14 protein-coding genes and 1 pseudogene are annotated in these 18,548 nt (G+C 60.9%); 2 read left to right on the forward strand and 13 right to left on the reverse strand.

Translation table 11 applies throughout. The features are described from left to right. Positions 1-429: 429 nt before the first annotated feature. The 11 genes and pseudogenes from ABIB35_RS05460 to nrdH form a co-directional block, all read right to left on the reverse strand. Positions 430-3,846, reverse strand: coding sequence for a DEAD/DEAH box helicase family protein (locus ABIB35_RS05460; protein WP_354179578.1), 3,417 nt, complete (start codon positions 3,844-3,846; stop codon positions 430-432). 127 nt (positions 3,847-3,973) lie between these two features. Further along, positions 3,974-4,909: pseudogene (locus ABIB35_RS05465) on the reverse strand (restriction endonuclease). Next, positions 4,906-6,117 carry a restriction endonuclease subunit S gene (locus ABIB35_RS05470; protein WP_354179580.1) on the reverse strand — a complete coding sequence of 404 codons (1,212 nt, stop codon included), beginning with the start codon at positions 6,115-6,117 and terminating at the stop codon, positions 4,906-4,908. Before ABIB35_RS05470 ends, ABIB35_RS05465 begins: the two are co-directional and overlap by 4 nt. Continuing rightward, positions 6,110-7,609, reverse strand: coding sequence for a type I restriction-modification system subunit M (locus ABIB35_RS05475; RefSeq protein WP_354179581.1), 1,500 nt, complete (start codon positions 7,607-7,609; stop codon positions 6,110-6,112). The genes ABIB35_RS05470 and ABIB35_RS05475 overlap by 8 nt, the downstream gene beginning before the upstream one ends. A 145-nt stretch (positions 7,610-7,754) precedes the next feature. Continuing rightward, positions 7,755-8,048, reverse strand: a complete 294-nt coding sequence (locus ABIB35_RS05480) for a DUF7701 domain-containing protein (protein ID WP_354179583.1) — start codon at positions 8,046-8,048, stop codon at positions 7,755-7,757. Continuing rightward, positions 8,045-8,503 (reverse strand): RipA family octameric membrane protein, encoded by a 459-nt coding sequence (locus tag ABIB35_RS05485; protein ID WP_354179584.1) that lies wholly within the window; start codon positions 8,501-8,503, stop codon positions 8,045-8,047. The genes ABIB35_RS05480 and ABIB35_RS05485 overlap by 4 nt, the downstream gene beginning before the upstream one ends. 64 nt (positions 8,504-8,567) lie before the next feature. Continuing rightward, the gene (locus ABIB35_RS05490; RefSeq protein ID WP_354179586.1) at positions 8,568-8,981 is read right to left on the reverse strand and encodes a TIR domain-containing protein; all 414 of its coding nucleotides are present in this window, start codon (positions 8,979-8,981) and stop codon (positions 8,568-8,570) included. Between the two features lie 405 nt (positions 8,982-9,386). Continuing rightward, complete coding sequence (gene nrdF / locus ABIB35_RS05495; RefSeq protein WP_354179587.1) at positions 9,387-10,361, reverse strand: class 1b ribonucleoside-diphosphate reductase subunit beta; 975 nt, start codon at positions 10,359-10,361, stop codon at positions 9,387-9,389. A 64-nt stretch (positions 10,362-10,425) separates the two neighbouring features. Beyond that, a complete protein-coding gene (gene nrdE, locus ABIB35_RS05500; RefSeq protein ID WP_354179878.1) occupies positions 10,426-12,564 on the reverse strand; it encodes a class 1b ribonucleoside-diphosphate reductase subunit alpha in 2,139 nt (712 codons plus the stop codon). Continuing rightward, a complete protein-coding gene (gene nrdI, locus ABIB35_RS05505; protein ID WP_354179589.1) occupies positions 12,561-13,070 on the reverse strand; it encodes a class Ib ribonucleoside-diphosphate reductase assembly flavoprotein NrdI in 510 nt (169 codons plus the stop codon). The genes nrdE and nrdI overlap by 4 nt, the downstream gene beginning before the upstream one ends. A 61-nt stretch (positions 13,071-13,131) precedes the next feature. Next, the gene (nrdH, locus tag ABIB35_RS05510) at positions 13,132-13,377 is read right to left on the reverse strand and encodes a glutaredoxin-like protein NrdH (RefSeq protein ID WP_354179591.1); all 246 of its coding nucleotides are present in this window, start codon (positions 13,375-13,377) and stop codon (positions 13,132-13,134) included. 620 nt (positions 13,378-13,997) lie between these two features. On the opposite strand from nrdH, the gene ABIB35_RS05515 reads away from it, so the two are divergent. Together ABIB35_RS05515 and ABIB35_RS05520 are read left to right on the forward strand one after the other, a co-directional pair. After that, positions 13,998-14,930, forward strand: a complete 933-nt coding sequence (locus ABIB35_RS05515) for a LysR family transcriptional regulator (protein WP_354179593.1) — start codon at positions 13,998-14,000, stop codon at positions 14,928-14,930. Positions 14,931-15,020: 90 nt separating this feature from the next. Beyond that, entirely contained in the window at positions 15,021-16,136 is a 1,116-nt protein-coding gene (locus tag ABIB35_RS05520) for an FUSC family protein (protein ID WP_354179595.1), read from the forward strand. On the opposite strand, the gene ABIB35_RS05525 is transcribed toward ABIB35_RS05520, so the two are convergent. Continuing rightward, entirely contained in the window at positions 16,133-17,242 is a 1,110-nt protein-coding gene (locus ABIB35_RS05525) for an App1 family protein phosphatidate phosphatase (RefSeq protein ID WP_502915735.1), read from the reverse strand. The two genes, ABIB35_RS05520 and ABIB35_RS05525, sit on opposite strands and share 4 nt — an antisense overlap. Positions 17,243-17,346: 104 nt before the next feature. Continuing rightward, positions 17,347-18,429, reverse strand: coding sequence for a fatty acid desaturase family protein (locus ABIB35_RS05530; RefSeq protein ID WP_354179597.1), 1,083 nt, complete (start codon positions 18,427-18,429; stop codon positions 17,347-17,349). Between the last annotated feature and the right edge of the window lie 119 nt (positions 18,430-18,548).

Below are 18,548 nucleotides of genomic sequence, written 5' to 3' on the forward strand. Positions count from 1 at the left end.
GTGTCTGCGTGCCATGATTCGTGAATTTCCTCCTGTGTCCATTCTCGGACACAAAACTCACATAAACACCGGACTCCTACACGGGACCCCAACCAGGCGCGCCGCCGCGAGCGCGTCAGGACCGTAGACATGAGGATTCGCTGGAGTGCCAATTCCAGCCCCCCCCTGCCGTGCGCCGTGACAGACGTCCGAGAACCGGCAACAGCGAAACGCCTTCGATCCCGTCATCGTCGGTGCGACCGCTGTATATCCCAAGAAGCATTGCGGCTCCGGGCACGTAGGAAAGCCCGATCGGTCACCCAATGGCTGCAGCCTTCATCGAAGAAGCCCAGTTCGACCCAGTACCTCCAGCGCTCAGCGGAAGAAAGCACCCAGGGAACGGCAGCCCGAAGCAGTAAGGCTGCCTCCGACCTAGACAAACATCGGGAGCTACCCCACCATCGCGGAAAAGCGCACCCGCGCCAACGCCTCGGCCAGCAGATCCACATCCTTCTCCGGGAACAGGCTCTCGGGTCCCGCGGGTGCGGCATCGCTGTAGGGTGATTCATACAGCGCCCCGATTTCTACGACGCCGTTCTCCGTGAGCTGCTGGACGATCATGTCCACGAAATGCAATTGGTTGGCGTTCAGGGTCTTGTCTCCCACGAACTCGGACAGGGAATCCAGAGCTGCCTGGCGGTCCATTCCCACCAGGGACCTCACGAAGAGCCCGAGGCCCTCTGCCTGCTCGGTCGCCGCCGAAAGGTCCTCGGGCGAGCCTGCACCGCTCTCGACCAGCATGCGCTGCAATTCCTCCAGATCGGTCTCCGTCAGGGGCAGCCCGCGGCGGAGGCGGTGAATGGCCATGTGGTTCAGGAACCCCTGCAGATATACGCGGGCCTTCTCCCGGTAGCGGACCAAATCCACGGACCCGGTCTTGGTCGCTATCAGTTCGCCTTCCACGATCTCGCCGAGGGTGTCTTCAAAGTTCGAGTAGACCACCTTGCGGCGCTTCTTCTCGATTAGGTGCACCAGCCCCCGGAGACGAACCCGGATTAACTCAAGCCACTGCGGCGAGACCTGGCCCCATTCCCCTCCCTCCAGGATCGACTGGATCAGAAGCATCTGGGCAGCGATAGCGGGGATGTTCGGCTGGTCCTGGAGTGCGGACGCAATCTCGACAATCTTCTTGCGGTACGGCTCGACGGCGGCCGCTGAGGTCAGTGAAGCCAGCTGAGCCTGGTACATCAGCAGGTCGAAGCGTTTGGCTTCCTCCGTGTCGGCGGCGGAAGCCAGCGTCGCCAAGGGGGCCAGCTTCGTCTGCAGGTCTGTCAGATCCTGAGTGCCAAGGGTGCCCCACGAAGCGGGCTTCGAGAACTTCTCCACCCACTCCAGCTGCGGGCGTACCAGGAAGTTCTCCCGGGGCAGCCCTGCCACTTGCCCTACCAGTCCGGATTGAAGTGCCGGCACGAAGTCGCCGTCGAGCCCGGCAGTGCGGGCTTCGGCCAGCAACTGTGCCCGGACGGCGAAGCTGCGGTGCGCCAGGGACTGTCCCAGGGACCCTTCGGAACCGGGCAGCTCGGCGTTGAAGTATTCAATGTTCTGGCAGACGTCAAAGATGAAAAAGTCCTGTTTGTTTTCACCGGGTCCGTACAGGTCCGGCCGGAGCCGGGTACCCCGGCCGACCATCTGCCAGAACTTGGTCTTGGAGCGCACCACCTTGAAGAAGAGCAGGTTGACCACTTCGGGCACGTCAATCCCGGTGTCGAGCATGTCCACCGACACAGCAATGTGGGGGCTGTCATCGGTACGGGCGAAGGCGTCGATCAGGGTGGAGGCGTAGTTGACGCTGTGCGTGATGATCTTCGCGAAAGTGCCCCCGTACTGGGGGTAGTTGATGTTGAATCGTTCGGCGATGAATTCGGCATGCTTCTGGTTCTTGGCAAAGATGATCGTCTTTCCGAGCCGGTCTCCTCCGGCGACCTTATGCCCTCGGGTCATCAGCACCTCGAGTGCCTTGTCCAAGGTGTCGGCGTTAAACAACCAGGTGTTCAGGATAGCCGGATCCACGGCGTCGGGAATTTCCCCGTCCTCATCCCATTCGGCGGAGTCCCAGTCCTCCTTTTCCTCCTCCGAGAGTTCCTCGTAGCGGATTCCTTCGACCGGGAACTTCAGCGGAATGGACACGGTCCGGGGCGGTACCAGGTAACCGTCGGAGATGGCCTGCGTCAGCTCGTAGGCGAACGTGGGGACGTGGTCCTCGATGTCGAACAGCGAGTAAGTGTTGCGGTCCACCTCGGACTGCGGTGTAGCGGTCAAGCCCACCAGATACGCATCAAAGTAATCGAAGATGGCCCGGTACTTCTGGTACACGGAGCGGTGAGCCTCATCGATGATGATCAGGTCGTAGTGGCCAATTCCGAACCGCTGTTTCAGGACCGTGCCGTCGTCGGTCCGTTCGTTGATCAAGTTCATCATCGTTGGATAGGTCGCGATGTGGATGCGGCTGTCTGCCTCCACATCACGGCCGAGAATTACCGGGGATGACCCGGGGAGGCTCGTTTTGAAAGCGCGGGCTGCCTGGTCGACCAGGGCTATGCGGTCCGCAAGAAACAGGACACGTTTGGCCCAGTTCGCCTGCATCAGCAAATCAGACAGCGCGACGACGGTACGCGTCTTGCCGGAGCCGGTCGCCATGACCAGTAACGCCTTGCGTTCCTTATCTGTTTCCAGAGCGTCCGTGACGGCGCGAATGGCCGCCTGCTGATAGCTGCGTCCGGCGATCTCGGTATTGATGGGCGCCGCAGCCAGGGGTTTCCTAGTGGTGCGGCGGTCCACCATCAGCTGGAGCTGGTCCCGGGTGTGGAAGCCTTGCACCGGCCGGGGCGGGTAGCCGGAGGCGTCGTCCCAGATCCAGTGCTCGTAGCCGTTGCTGTAGTAAATGACCGGGCGCTGGCCGTTCTCCGCCTCCAACGCATCGGCGTAGAGCTTGGCCTGCTGCTGCCCCTCGTAGGGTGACTTGGATGAGCGTTTGGCTTCGACGACGGCGAGGGGCTTACCGTCGGATCCCCACAGCACATAGTCCACGAACCCGGTTCCGGTGGCGGGACCGGCATGGGTGGGCATGTGGTGGACTTCGAATTCGCGATCCTCGGCCTTGTCCAGTGACCACCCCGCTTCGCCCAGGTACAGGTCAATGTAGACCCGGGTTTCCACCTCGGAATAGTCGTGGCTGTCTGGGAGCTTCTTGTTGTCTTCCTTGGCCCGGGCGATCTCCGCACGCAGGGCTACAAGCTGGGCCTGCAGCTGCTCGTTGTCCTGCTTCTGCGCGGCCAGAGCCGCATCCTTGTTGGCAAGTTCTTCGGCGAGTTTGGCCGTCTGCTCCGCCGTGCGGGGCTTCCCGGCAGGGGCAGGAACGCCCGGCTTCGGCGTGGGGCTGAGGAACTGTCCGCTAAACGCGAGCGTGGAGGCCGGGCGGTGGGTGGGATCCCGGGTGTAGCGAAGTGCCAGCCAGATGCAGACATGGAAGAGTTCCCGAACGGTCTGCTCGGAGTGCTGGACGGTGATTGCGGCATTGGTGTGGATGGCGCTGTTCGCGACCTTACGGATCAGGTGGAACTTGCTCACCATCGTCTCACCCGCGAGCCGCTTGAACGTCGGTTCCGACATCAGCGCGTTGAGATCGCTCTTGTAAGGCAACGTCAGCGAGCCGTCTGCGTCGTACAGCCAGGCCAGCAGCGCTTCGACCGACCGCCGCGCATATAGCAGCGAAGACCGAGGATCCTTCCGCGCATACAGCTCCGCCAGCCGCGCTTCCTTCGCAATACCCGGCCACTCCGCCTGCAGTACGGCAAAGTTGCTGTTCACATCCCCCAATGCCACTCCTTTATTGTTCTTCTCTCAGGAGCCTAAACGGTGCTGCCCGGATTGCAGCCAGGCGACACCGCTTTCCACTCAAATCCGTGGCGATGCAAACCTGTTCCATGGACTGCAGCTACTCAAAATGATCCTCGTCGAGCTCGACAATGTCGTAACTCTGCTTCACCTGGACTCCCACCCGGTCCTTGATCATCAGCCCCACAAATCGGACACCGTCAATCAGAATGACCCGCGACGGAACCGCCTTCACGTACTCTCGGGCGCCGGCTGTGAAAGCGCTGGTGGTGATTAAGACGCCACGCGAGGCGCCGACGCCGTGCACCGCGCCGACGAACGCCTGAATAGCTTCACGGCCCTCAGTATTGCCATCGGCGTATCGCTGAGCCTACACATAGATACGGTCCAGACCCAGCGCGTCCTGGTCTATGACCCCGTCGACGCCGCCGTCATTGCTGCCACCGATGCGTTTTCCACGCTGTTCGGCTCCGCCGTAGCCCATCCTGAGCATTAGATCGACGACGGCTTGCTCAAAGAAGTCGGAGTGGCTCTCCCGAAGACGCTTCAGCAGCGCATCGCCGACGTCGGAGTGGATGCGGTTGATGCCGGATTCGATCTGCTCAATCGGGTCAATATCCTCCACGAGTGTCTCGTCGGCTGCGGAGAGGATTGGTTTCCGGCTTTCAGTTTGGGGCCAGAATGCCGCGAACAGCGTCCGTGCCGTGGCGAAGTCGCTGATCCCGTCCGGATGTTGGGCGAACCATTCCCGCCCGGCCGCGGTGATGCGGTAGTTTGCCCGTGCTGGCCGCTCGACCCATCCGGCTTTCAGGAGGTTGCTGATGGCCCACCCGAGCCGCTGCTCTGAGCGGAGTCCGCCGGTATTCAGCGTCTCCGCACGCGCGGCTTCAGAAAGCCCAGCAGAGTCAATGGCTCGGCCGACGATGTCCCAGCGATGCAGCGTTTCACCGGCGGAAAGTGCGCGAAGCACATGGGTCACAAAGAGCGGCCACGTCGGCACCTCCGACTCCGTGGTCGCCGATGTGGCCTCGCTCATGAGAGCTGTCCGCTGAAGGCTCGGTGCTGAAGAGTCGCGAACAGGCCATCGAGTTCGGCGAGTTGGGCTCCATGGTGAGCTTTGAGTCGTCCAACGGCCGCAACACGCTCAGCGAATTCGGTCTGGTCGGCCAAGCTCGGCACAAGAATCTGGATATTGGAAAGTGCTCTTGCATCCAGTTTCTTTGTCCCGTGTGCGGCAGTATCCACGAGCGACAGGACGCGGCCGGCTTGGACTCGCAGACACGTAGCCAAGAAATCCGGATCGATTGACTCCCTCGGTATTACAGCCTTCATATCCTGATTCACAGTCGATTCAACACGGATGACGGACACCGGGAACGTATGTGCCAAAATCATTCCTCGAACGACAAAGGCCACGGTGTCTTTGGGAAGTCGTTTCAATGACGATCTGACCGTTACGTCCTCGTCTATGTGATCGGCAGAATCAAACAGGTCATCTCGTTTCATGTCTTTGGGGCTGAACCAAGGCAGGCTCCCAATCCAGTTTCCAGGATGAGCTTTTGAAGGGGTGCCTCCGCTGTAAAGGTGGCCCACCTCAGTCAGAGGCTTGCATGGAAACCCGAGTGGATTGCTGATCGGATCGCCGAACATGTCGTGGAAGATAGCAGGTGCCAGGTCGTCCAGACGGGCCAGGGCTTGGCGGCGTTTGGTGCGGAGCTCGTCGGCCTTGTCCAGGATGGCCGCGATTCGCCGCTGCTCATCGAGGGGCGGGAGGGGAAACGTCAGGGATGCTGACCTCTTCAGATCCAGATTTGAGATGTTGGTCGTTTGATTCCCAAAACTACGGATTTTCCTTTGCACCCGGTCTGACGAGAACCAGTGAAACAAATAGCGAGAATCAACGGAGTCGTCTCGACGCCGGAGAACCGTGACGAAGCCACCAAAAGCCGTAGGACGTTCAAGCCGTGGAATCCAGCTGCATTTCCCTACGAGATTCCAGCTGTTGGCGTTTGAAATGAGTATGTCACCTTCGGTGACGTACTGGTTTGGTCGCTTTACGAACGATGGGTCGATTGCCCAGACGTCTCGGGTATCAAGGGAAGCCTGAACGTTCTTTGTGCGAAGGCAGTCGACGTTTGTATCTGTAGGACCGTGGGCGACATCGGTTGACTTGAACGTGATTCCACGGACGAACTCCGCAATATCTCCGAGGGCTACTAGGCGTGTTCTGACGAGCTCAACCACCGATAAGGCCCTTCAAGTCGGCCATTCCCCGAGTGATTTCCTGCTCCAGCTTCTCCAGGTCGGCAATGATGTCGGCCGGCTCCTTGTGATCGATCTCCTCGTGTTCAACTTCCTTGTACCTGTTCAGAGAGAGGTCGTAGCCGTTTCCGGCGATCTCGGCTTTGGGGACGAGGAAAGACTGATCGGTTCGCGCCCGGCCTTCTTCCGTCGTCGTCCGCTGCTGCCAGCGAACCAAGACGTCGTTGAGGTCGGAGGTTTCCAGCGGAGTGCGTTTGTCGTCGAGGCTGAAGCCGTCCGACGTCACGTCGTAGAACCAGACGTTGTCGGTGCCTCCGGAGTTGGTCTTGGTGAAGAACAGGATCGCCGTGGAGACTCCCGCATAGGGTTTGAAGACGCCAGAGGGGAGTTTGACCACGCCGTCGAGCTTGTGGTCCTCGACCAGCATCTTCCGCAGCGCCTTGTGCGCCGTGGACGAGCCGAACATCACGCCGTCTGGCACGATCACCGCAGCCCGACCGCCGGGCTTGAGCAGCCGCAGGAACAGCGCCAGGAAGAGCAGTTCCGTTTTTTTGGTCTTGACCACGGAGAGCAGGTCCTTGGCGACATTCTCGTAGTCCAGGCTGCCGGCGAAGGGCGGGTTCGCGAGGATGATGTCGTACTTTTCCTCCTCGGAGCCGTGCAGGTCCGCCAGGGAGTCCCGGTAGGTGATTTCCGGGTTTTCCACCCCGTGCAGGAGCATGTTCATGGACCCGATGCGCAGCATGGTGCTGTCAAAGTCGTAGCCGTGGAACTGGTCGTGATGGAAAAACCGGCTCTGCTCAGGATTGGTCAGCAGGGTCGGGTTCTGCTGCCGGAGGTACTCCCCCGCCTGGACCAGGAAACCGGCGGTGCCGGCGGCCGGGTCGCAGATCGCCTCCATTGGCTGGGGCGCCGTCATCTTTACCATCAGGTCAATGATGTGGCGGGGCGTGCGGAACTGGCCGTTCGTGCCGGCGGAAGCGATCTTGGAGAGCATGTATTCATAGAGGTCGCCTTTGGTATCGCGCTCATCCATGGGGATTTCATCGATGATGTCGACGACTTTTTCCAGCAGCCCGGCGTTGGGGATGGTGAAGCGGGCATCCTTCATGTGCTGGGCGTAGGAGGACTCCTCACCGTCGGCCAGTTGGACCAGCCCGGTGCGCAGGAACGGGAAGATGTGCTCGGCGAAGACGGTGTACATCTCGTCCCGGGAGAAGTTCTTGAACTTGCTCCAGCGGAAGTCCTGGTACGAGTGGCCCTTCTCGTCCAGACCGGACGGGAAGACCGGGTTTTCGACCGGATTGCCTGTCCGGTTGGACTTGTTCTCCGCTCGCGTCTGGTTCTCGTCGAGACGCTTCAGGAAGAGCAGATAGGTGATCTGTTCGATCACTTCCAAGGGATTGGAGATGCCGCCCGTCCAGAACGCGTTCCAGACCTTGTCTACCTGAGCTTTGATTTCGCCTGTTATCACTGTTCGAGTTTAGTGGGTCGAATCCATCAGTTCGAACGGCGCGTTCACCTGTGGTTCAAGCCACGATTGCCTCATGAACCAGCTATCAGTCATCCCCCACCGCTCTGGAAGGTAGCCATCCTCCCAACGCTGCTGACAGCCGACATTAAGACCTACTTGCGGCTGACGCGGCCCGACGTATCGCTTCGGCGTAGGGGCGGTCTTCTTCCCTCTTGGCAGTATCCAGCTCGTCGAACGGTATTAGGGCACGATGGGCTGGGTCGGTCTCTGACATCCAGACAGACCAGGCATCATGTACATCCCGAAGGGTGACATTCGGTCCTTTGATGAGCGCAAGAAGGGCGTAGAGCTTATAAAGCTCCGGCCCCCTTTCAGAGGGACGGGAAGCCTCGTCGAGTTCTGACTCAATCTTTTTGGCCAAGACTTCGATGTAGTTCATAACCAGACCATAACCGCCAGCACGGCGTTAAGCAGGAAAAAGAGGGCAGGGACGAATCGCTCCACCGCCCCCAACTCGGCATAGCGTTCCCGCCAGCTCTGCACTCTGTCACCCTTGAGGGAATCCCATTCGTGGGTGAACGGTTTGACACTAAGATGAACGGCTTCAATGTCGTTGATGACTTGAAATTTCGCCCGGTTAAGGTCCCTGTAACTCCGAAGTTGGAGCCACCATGTGATACTCACGATCCCTCCCACCACCGCCAAGAGGAAACTCCGGAGCGGATCGACCTCGCTGCCGTCCCCTACGCTTTCGAACAGCGCAGGCACGCCCAAAATTAGCGTCTGGAGCGTTAGGTAGAACTGATTGGCCTGACCACGCCTAGCGGACACCCGATCAGCCATCTCAACAGCGGTCTTGTACAACTCCCGAACTTCAACACCGGAATCTGACATCAGCTACGACCGCCAGAACTCGTACCATCGACTCGCCCTATCGACGCTGCCCTGGCCACGCAGATCACGCGTTTTTCCCTTCACCCATCATCTGCAGAACGGCAGCCGCGATGTTAGTCCACTTCCAACCGATCACTCGATTCCGAGCCAATCCGACTGGTAACGCCGTATTGGCGTCAGCCCCATCCACATACACGCCAAAGATGGGCACGTTATGCGCCTTGGCCATGGCGATCTCTTTCACCACGCCGGTGGCGGCAGAAGTAGTCTGTCCGACAAGGACTATACACATGTGCGTTGCATTGATCTTCTGTGCAATCAACCGCTCCCACTGCGCCTGAGGCAAAGGGGTCTTACTCGACCAATCTTCGACCGTGAACGGGGTAGGCGAATCGCTCCGGGCCTGCCCAGCGAACAAGGTTCGCTGAATCTGATTGTGGTCGAAATCGAAACTGACAAACGCGCGGGGTTCGGCCACGGCAAAAGCTCCTTGGTGGAAGAGGGAATGTTGCGGGAGTTAGACGAGCGGCAAGGGCATGACGTCGACTGCCAGGAGCTAGACACACTGGGTGCCGTCCAGCTCAAGTGCATCAGTCAGCACCCCTAAAGAAGGCTCACGGACGCCACAAGGAAAGCAACTAGCACAGGCCGACCTGGCCACCACACCAAAGCTGGCCGAGATGGTTGCCACGGCGCCATGCGGTCTGTCAATGCGTCAACTTAATCGTCAACTCAAACCAGGAGTCCGGTCATGCGACCAAGTTCGGACAACACTAGGACTGAGGAGTGAAACGCACCGTCTAGTTGGAAGACTTCCACCTAGACGGCCCGCTTCTCCAAATAGGGTGCGGTTCTTTCAACGAGGTCGATATCTCACACAGGACTAGAAGTCCCAGTCGTCATCTTCCGTGTTCACGGCCTTGCCGATCACGTAAGAGGAACCGGATCCCGAGAAGAAGTCGTGGTTCTCGTCCGCATTCGGAGAGAGCGCGGACAGGATGGCCGGGTTCACATCCGTCAGAGTGGACGGGAACATGGCTTCGTAGCCCAGGTTCATCAGCGCCTTGTTGGCGTTGTAGTGCAGGAACTTCTTGACGTCCTCGGCCAGGCCGACGCCGTCATAGAGGTCATGCGTGTACTGGACTTCGTTTTCGTACAGCTCAAAGAGCAGCTCAAACGTGTAGTCCTTGATCTCGGCCTTGCGCTCTTCCGAGGCGCCTTCCAGACCCTTCTGGAACTTGTAGCCGATGTAGTAGCCGTGCACGGCTTCATCACGGATGATCAGGCGGATCAGGTCAGCCGTGTTTGTCAGCTTGGCCCGCGAGGACCAGTACATCGGCAGGTAGAAACCGGAGTAGAAGAGGAAGGACTCCAGCAGGGTGGAGGCCACCTTGCGCTTCAGGGGATCGTCGCCGCGGTAGTAATCCGTGACGATGTGGGCTTTCTTCTGCAGGTTCTCGTTCTCGGTGGACCAGCGGAATGCCTCGTCGATCTCCTTGGTGGAGGCCAGCGTGGAGAAGATCGAGGAGTAGCTCTTGGCGTGGACCGATTCCATGAACGCAATGTTCGTGTAGACGGCTTCCTCATGCGGGGTGACCGCGTCGGGGATCAGCGAAACAGCACCGACGGTAGCCTGCACCGTGTCCAGCAGAGTCAGGCCGGTGAACACGCGCATGGTCAGCTGCTGCTCCTCCGGAGTGAGCGTGTTCCAGGACTGGACGTCGTTGGACAGCGGAATCTTCTCCGGCAGCCAAAAGTTATTGACCAGGCGGTTCCAGACTTCCACGTCTTTCTCGTCCTGGATCTTGTTCCAGTTGATCGCCTGGACGCTGTCGACCAGCTTCAGCTTCTCGGTCATGAGTAATTCCTTGTCTTCATAAGAGGGGTGCGAGTCAGTGCTGCATTCGGTGCATGGTGGAACGTCACAGCATGCAGGAAACGCAACCTTCGACCTCGGTCCCCTCCAGGGCGAGCTGGCGCAGGCGGATGTAGTAAATGGTCTTGATGCCCTTGCGCCAGGCGTAGATCTGCGCCCTGTTGATGTCACGGGTGGTGGCGGTGTCCTTGAAGAACAGCGTCAGGGACAGGCCCTGGTCCACGTGCTGCGTGGCAGCGGCGTAGGTGTCGATGATCTTCTCGTAGCCGATTTCGTACGCGTCCTGGTAGTACTCCAGGTTGTCGTTCGTCAGGTACGGAGCCGGGTAGTAAACGCGCCCGAGCTTGCCTTCCTTGCGGATTTCGATCTTCGCAGCCACCGGGTGGATCGAGGACGTGGAGTTGTTGATGTAAGAGATAGAGCCCGTGGGCGGCACAGCCTGCAGGTTCTGGTTGTAGATGCCGTGCTCCATGACCGAAGCCCGCAGCGCCGCCCAGTCCTCCTGGGTGGGGATGTGGATTCCTTCGAAGAGTTCGCGCACGCGCTCCGTCTTCGGAACCCATTCCTGGTTCACGTACTTGTCGAAGAACTCGCCGGACGCATACGTGGAGCGCTCGAAGCCGGCGAACTTGCGGCCGGTCTCGATCGAGAGCAGATTCGAGGCCCGCACCGCGTGGTAGACCACCGAGTAGAAGTAGATGTTCGTGAAGTCGATGCCTTCTTCGGAGCCGTAGTACACCCGCTCCCGCGCCAGGTAGCCGTGCAGGTTCATCTGGCCCAGGCCGATGGCGTGTGAGGCGTCGTTACCCTTGGCGATGGACGGAACGGAACCGATGTGGCTCATATCCGAGACAGCGGTCAGCGCACGGATGGACGTCTCGATGGTCTGACCGAAGTCCGGGGAATCCATCGTCTTGGCGATGTTCAGCGAACCCAGATTGCAGGAGATGTCCTTGCCGGTCTCGGCGTAGGAGAGGTCATCGTTGTACGTGGTGGGCTCGGAAACCTGGAGGATCTCGGAGCACAGGTTGGACATGATGATCTTGCCGTCGATCGGGTTTTCCCGGTTCACCGTGTCTTCGAACATGATGTACGGGTAACCGGACTCGAACTGGATCTCGGCCAGGGTCTGGAAGAACTCGCGGGCCTTGATCTTGGTCTTCTTGATCCGCGCGTCATCCACCATCTCGTAGTACTTCTCGGTGACCGAGATGTCCGAGAACGGCATGCCGTAGACCTTTTCGACGTCGTACGGGGAGAACAGGTACATGTCCTCATCGCGCTTGGCCAGTTCAAAGGTGATGTCGGGAACGACGACGCCGAGGGAGAGGGTCTTGATGCGGATCTTTTCGTCCGCGTTCTCGCGCTTGGTGTCCAGGAACCGGTTGATGTCCGGGTGGTGGGCGTGCAGGTACACGGCTCCGGCGCCCTGGCGGGCACCGAGCTGGTTAGCGTAGGAGAAGCTATCCTCGAGGAGCTTCATCACGGGGATGACGCCGGAGGACTGGTTCTCGATCTGCTTGATCGGCGCGCCGACCTCGCGGATGTTCGTCAGGGCAAAGGCCACGCCGCCGCCGCGCTTGGAGAGCTGCAGTGCGGAGTTGATGGACCGGCCGATCGACTCCATGTTGTCTTCGATGCGCAGCAGGAAACAGGAGACCAGCTCGCCGCGCTGGGCCTTGCCGGCGTTCAGGAACGTGGGGGTGGCCGGCTGGAAGCGGCCGCCGATGATCTCGTCCACCATCTGCATGGCCAGCTTCTCGTCGCCGCGGGCCAGGTGCAGGGCAACCATGCACACGCGGTCCTCATAGCGCTCCAGGTAACGCTTGCCGTCAAAGGTCTTCAGCGTGTACGAGGTGTAGAACTTGAAGGCGCCGAGGAAGGTCTCGAAGCGGAACTTCTTCTTGTAGGCGCGCTGGTACAGCTCGCGGATGAAGTTCATCGAGTACTGGTCGAGGGTTTCCTTCTCGTAGTACTCGTTCTTGACCAGGTATTCCAGCTTCTCTTCCAGGTCATGGAAGAACACGGTGTTGTTGTTCACGTGCTCAAGGAAGTACTGGCGCGCAGCAGCGCGGTCGGCGTCGAACTGGATCTCGCCGTTCTTGCCGTACAGGTTCAGCATGGCGTTGAGCTCGTGATAGCCGAGGTCCTTATAGGCCGCGGGGAGCTCCTTGGAGTCCGTCATGCCGGCTTCTGCGACTGATGCGTCCAAAACTCTTCCAATCCTTCGTTAACTTTGGCGACGTCGTCGGACGTGCCCATGAGTTCAAATCTGTAGAGAACGGGGACCCTGCACTTCGCGGAGACGATGTCCGCCGCAAGGCAATAGGATTCCCCGAAGTTTGTATTTCCGGCGCCGATCACTCCCCGGATCAGGGAGCGGTTGTGTTCTTTGTTCAGGAACTTAATGACCTGTTTGGGAACGGCGCCACGTGCTGCAGCCCCGGGCTGCGCCGCGGTGCCGCCGTAGGTGGGCAGCAGCAGGACATAGGGCCGCTGGGCCAGCAACGTGGGTTCGGAGGTGTGCAGCGGGATCTTTCCCGCCTGCGTGTCCAGTTTTTCAACAAAACGCCCGGTGTACCCTGACGCCGATGAAAAGAAAATCAGGGGTGCCTCGGTGGTCGGGTGCTCATCTGCTGCGGATCCCGCTTCCGGGCCAAGCCCGGTGCGGCCTGCTATCCCCAGTGACATGGTTCCTGCGCTCCTGACGGTGCGGTAAATCCGGTGTGGTGCTGGTGCTGCTGAAGCCCTTTTAGGCGACCGAAGAGGCCGATGCCTGAGCCAGCGCGTCGATCTTGTCCGGACGGAAACCGGACCAGGAATCCTGCTCGGTAACAACGACGGGGGCCTGCATATAGCCCAGCGCCCGGACCCGTTCCAGGGCCTCGGCATCCTGGGACATATCCACGATCTGGTACGTGATGCCCTTCTTGTCCAGCGCCCGGTAAGTAGCGTTGCACTGAACGCAGGAGGGTTTGGTGTAAACCGTAACGGTCATGGTTGGTCTCCCCTTGTGAAGCCTTGAAGTCTGTCCCTTGATCCTACATCCAGACACTACATCTAGTGCGCAGCCCCGGTGGGAACCCCAAGATGATGTACTACAAGTATGTCATTCCCCCGGGCCGTCGTCCACAGTTAATGCACAGGGTGGACAGGAAAATTCCGTGGATTCCCGCAGAACGGGCCGGAGTTCTCCACAGCCTGTGCAGAGTGAACGCACAGAGTCAGCGGCGTAGCGAAGGCCACAGTTTTATCGCAATTTCATCGCGTGTCGCGGAACCTCGGCGTGTCGTCGAGTTCCCGTCCCGGCGTAGGCCGCCGAGTGTCGGGAACGTGCCGCTTTCCGCCGTCGAGCGCTGGAGTAATGCCGCTTTGGAGGCGGCAGAGCCGCACGATTCCTACTCTCGGTGCTGGTAAGCGGCATGACCTCGACAATCGCTCCCGTGCAGCGGCAGCGGCTAAAAACGGCGTCGGCGCCCGGAGCCGCGTCAGCGGCAGCACCGGGATCCCGACGGGCTCAACAGCCGGAACCCTCCGAGGCCTAAACAACCGGATAAAGTGGTCGACGGCGGAGCAGCCGGCCCGGCAGCCGCACCCACGCCACGGAAGGCGGCACCAGTGGTAAACCCGATCCATCTCAAGACCCTCCTGGAAGTTATCCGGGTAGGTTCCTTTGCCGCCGCTGCCCTCCGGCTGGGCTACACCGCCTCAGCTGTCTCCCAGCAGATGTCAGCGCTGGAACGCGACACCGGAGCACACCTGTTTGAACGCTCCGCCCGCACAGCAGTTCCCACGGAGGCCGCCGTTGTCATGGCCCGCCACGCTGCGAAGGTCCTCACCGACATGGACGCTTTGCTGGCGGCCACTACACGGGTGGAGGCGGGCACCGCCCATGAGCTGCGTCTGGGGATCTTCCCCAGCCTGGCCACCTTTGCCCTTCCGCGTTTGGTGGGCTCACCCGGCTGGCAGGATCTGGGCATCAATCTGAAAATCCATGTGGCTGAGCCGGGCCAGACCATCCAGGGGCTGCGCACCGGCGGCGAGCTCGACGTCGCCCTCATCTACCAGGTGGGGCAGGGCGGGCTCGCCTGGCCCTCAACGATCAGCAGGCGATGGCTGGGTGACGACAATTTCCGTGTGGTCCTCCCCCGGTCCTGGGGCATCCGGGACGGATCTCAGGTCTCAGCCGAGCAGCTCTCGGACATGCCCTGGATCATGCACCACCCAGGGACCCCTGATGCACTGGTCATCGAGCGGCTCTTCGCCGGCTGTAATCTTCATCCCCGGGTGGCCGCATACTGCGATGATTTCAACGCCAGCCTGGAGATGACGGCGGCAGGCCTGGGTGCCGCACTGGTTCCCGAGCTGGCCATGCTCAACCCGCACGACGGCGTGGTGGTCCTGGACGTGCCCGAAATCCGCCTTGCCCGCAGCATCTTCGCACTGCTCATCAACGAACGCGAAAACCCCCGGGTCCGGCTCTTCCTTGACCAGCTCGCCGAAGTCCTACGGACCCAAAGCATCGCCCCCCGGGCCGCGGCCGGCATCTGAACGCACCGGGCACCTGAACACACCCGGCATCTTCTGTGACCGGAGCTACCCAAATCGGTTTCCCGGAGAGGCCCGGGTCATACTTATCTGATGCCCACTACCGAAAACCTCTTTCGCCGAACGGGCGCCAAGCTTCGCGGCATGTCCCTGTCAGCTGTCTCCAACCGCTTGACGGGCATGGTCCGCTACACCCGCATCCAGCTCTCCATTAAGGCGGCCGTGGCAGTGGGTATCGCCTGGACCATCGCACCGCTGGTGCCCGGCGTTGCCGCGCACTATCCCTATTACGCTCCGCTGGGCGCGCTGGTGAGCATGTACCCGACCGTCTCCGGCTCGGCGAAGGCCGGAGTTCAGACCCTGATTGGGCTGATCACCGGGATGGGGCTGGCTCTCATAGCCCTGCTGTTCGGCGGACCGTCCGTGTGGACGATTGCCCTGATTGTGGGTCTGGGTGTGCTTCTGGCCGGCATTCCCAGGCTCGGCGCAGGCAAGGACTATCTGCCTATGGCAGCCCTATTTGTCCTGGTGCTGGGAGGAGATGACCCGGACGGCTATTCGCTGGGTTATGCGGTGCAAATGCTGGTGGGTGTGGCCGTGGGACTGACCGTCAACGCCGTCGTCTTCCCTCCGCTGCATCTGAGCGGTGCGGTGGACGGCCTGGCCTCCCTGCGGTTGTCACTGGCCCGGCAGCTCAAGGAGATGGGCACCGCCATTTCGGAAACCTGGCCGCCCGAGCATGAGGACTGGTCCAAGCGGCGGACCGAGCTCGTATCCTTCAGCAGGGAAGTACGTGAATCGGTGCAGCTGGCGGACAGCAGCCGCTACGGCAACCTGCGAAGCCGCCGCCACCAGCGTGACCTCTCCGCGGATTACCGGGCGCTGCGGGCGATGGAACGGGTGACCCTGTATGTGGAGGACATGACCGAGGTCCTGGCAACGTCCATCTGGACCCACCCCAAGGACATGCCGGTTCCCTCCGGGCTTGCCGATCAGCTCTCCGCGGCCATGCTGGCCTGCGGCGAGGCCGTGGAGACCTGGGATGCCGACACCGAGGAATACACCGAGGCGCGCGACGCCGTCCACAAGCTCCAGATCGATATGAACACCGCAGCATCCCCGGACAGCCCGGTGGATGTTACGGCATCCCTGGCCATGAGCATGCGCCGGATCCTGCGCACCGTGGAAACCGAAGAAGACCAGCCCTAACCGGCGTCCGGCAGCAGTCCCAGCTCCGCCAGCTGCCGTGCCATACCGGCACCGTCCGGGGCGTAGATCCAGGGAATCGCCGACGGCCGCTCACCCGACCTCGACGGTGAGCGGCCGCCGGCAAGGACAGCCTCTCCGGCGGAGAGCTGCCGGATGGCGATCGCGCGAACATTCTCCGGATGCCGCTTGGCAAACTCGGCGTAGATCGCTTCGTCGTGCTGGCCGTTGTCGCCGATCAGCAGCCACTTGATCTGGGGGAACTCTTTGGCCAGCCGCTCCAGCTGCGTTTTCTTGTGCTCAGGTCCGCTGCGGAACCAGCGGTCCCGTGTGGGACCCCAATCCGTGAGCAGCAGAGGACCCGCCGGATACAGGTTGCGGGTGATGAAGCGGGTCAGGGTCGCAGCCACGTTCCACGCGCCGGTGGAGAGGTACAGGACGGGGCCGCCGGGGTTTTCCCTGGCCAGCCGGTCCATCATCACGGCCATGCCGGGAGTGGGTGTCCTTGCGTGCTCATCCAGCACAAACGTGTTCCACGCGGCAAGAAAAGGACGCGGCAGGGCGGTCACCATGACGGTGTCATCAATGTCGGAGACCACACCCACCCGGGCAGACGGGTCCACGATGTACACGGGAGCCACGGCGGCCTCGGAATCTTCCGAACGCAGCGTCACGGTAGTCCAGCCCGGTTCCAGCTGCACCGGGATAACGACGTCGATGACGCCGCCCCGGTCCGCGGAGACGGGATAACATTCTTCGCCGATTTCCACGGTGACGGCAGCCTTGTTGATGGGCGGACTCATGAAGTTGCGCCAGCCGCGAATGCCGTCGCGGATGGCCTGGGCCCCGGCCGAATTCTCCTCGGGTGAAACATATCCGGGCTTGGCGAGGATCACCCGGCCCAGGACGCGGACCCATTCGGTGGTGCCGTATCCCGTGAAGGGCAGTACGGTCTGGACTTCACCGCGTTTGCGGGCCCGTCCCTCACGGTAACTGTGCAGGGCATCTTCCAGGCGCATGCCGATGTGGCTGGCCTGTTCCTTGACTGTGGGGGCAGCACCGGTGGAAGCGGAGATGCCAGCGGGCTGGTCTGAAGGTGTCGGCGACATGACCCCAGTCTGTCAGACGCAGCCGCAAGGGCGCGCAAAAAAGCCGGCAGCACCGTCCGAAGACAATGCTGCCGGCTTCCTGAGCGCAGGATGAGGCTGGCGAATTACCGCCGGAACTGCGACGTCATGGGGCAGTCGAAGGGATCCCTTGCCGACAGGCCCACCTTGTTCAGGTAGCGGACAACAATGCCGTAGGACTGTGTCAGCGATGTTTCGGTGTACGGGATCTTGTTCTCCGCGCAGTAAGCCTTCACGATCTCCGATGCACGGGCCAGGTGCGGGCGGGGCATGTTCGGGAACAGGTGGTGCTCAATCTGGTAGTTGAGTCCGCCCATCATGGTGTTCATGCCGCGGCCCTTGATGTTCCGGGAGGTGAGGACCTGACGGGACAGGAAGTCCACCTTGGAGTCGTTCGGGAGGATCGGCATGCCCTTGTGGTTGGGGGCAAACGAGGCTCCCATGTACACGCCGAAGACAGCCAGCTGCACACCGAGGAAGGCAAATGCCATGCCCACCGGCAGGAAGAAGAACACCGCGCCGACATAGAGGCCCAAGCGCAGGAACACCATGGTCAATTCGGTGAAACGCCCCTTGATCTGCTTGTTGGCGAAAAGGTGCTTGATGGAGACGGCATGCAGGTTGATGCCCTCGAGCATCAGCAGCGGGAAGAAGAGCCAGCCCTGACGGCGGGCAAACCAGGCCATGAAGCCCTTCTGCCGTGCGGCCTGCTCCGGGAGGAAGGAGATGGTGTCCATCTCGATGTCCGGATCCTTGCCGATGGTGTTGGGGTTGGCGTGGTGCCGGCTGTGCTTGTTCATCCACCACTGGTAGCTGATGCCGACGACGGCGTTGGCAACAAAGCGACCGGCGCGGTCATTCGCGGGACCGGATTCAAACACCTGCTTATGGGCAGCTTCGTGGGCGATGAAGGCAAGCTGCGTCAGCAGCACACCCAGCGCAGCGGCGATCAGCAGCTGGAACCAGCTTTCACCGATCAGGAAAAACCCGGTACCCGCGGCCACGAGCCCGGCGCAGAGAAAAACAAACGTCGTGATGTAGAAGGAACGGCGGCGCTTCAGCAGCCCTTCTTCACGGACGGTCTTCAGCAGGCCTGAATAGCTGCTGACGACCGAGTTGGTGCGGGTTTTTGATCCGGCTGTTTTTGCTGGTTGTGCAGTTGTGCTCATGCGGCCCTCGAGGGTCTTCGGCTTCCCAGCCGGCGGTAAACGAGCAATGCTGCTCTGCAGATACCCCAGCGTAACCCGTATTTCAGGTAAAACCATGTGAGCGGCCCCACGGCTCCGTC

This window comes from Arthrobacter sp. UYP6 (assembly GCF_040547315.1).
GTDB lineage: Bacteria > Actinomycetota > Actinomycetes > Actinomycetales > Micrococcaceae > Arthrobacter_B.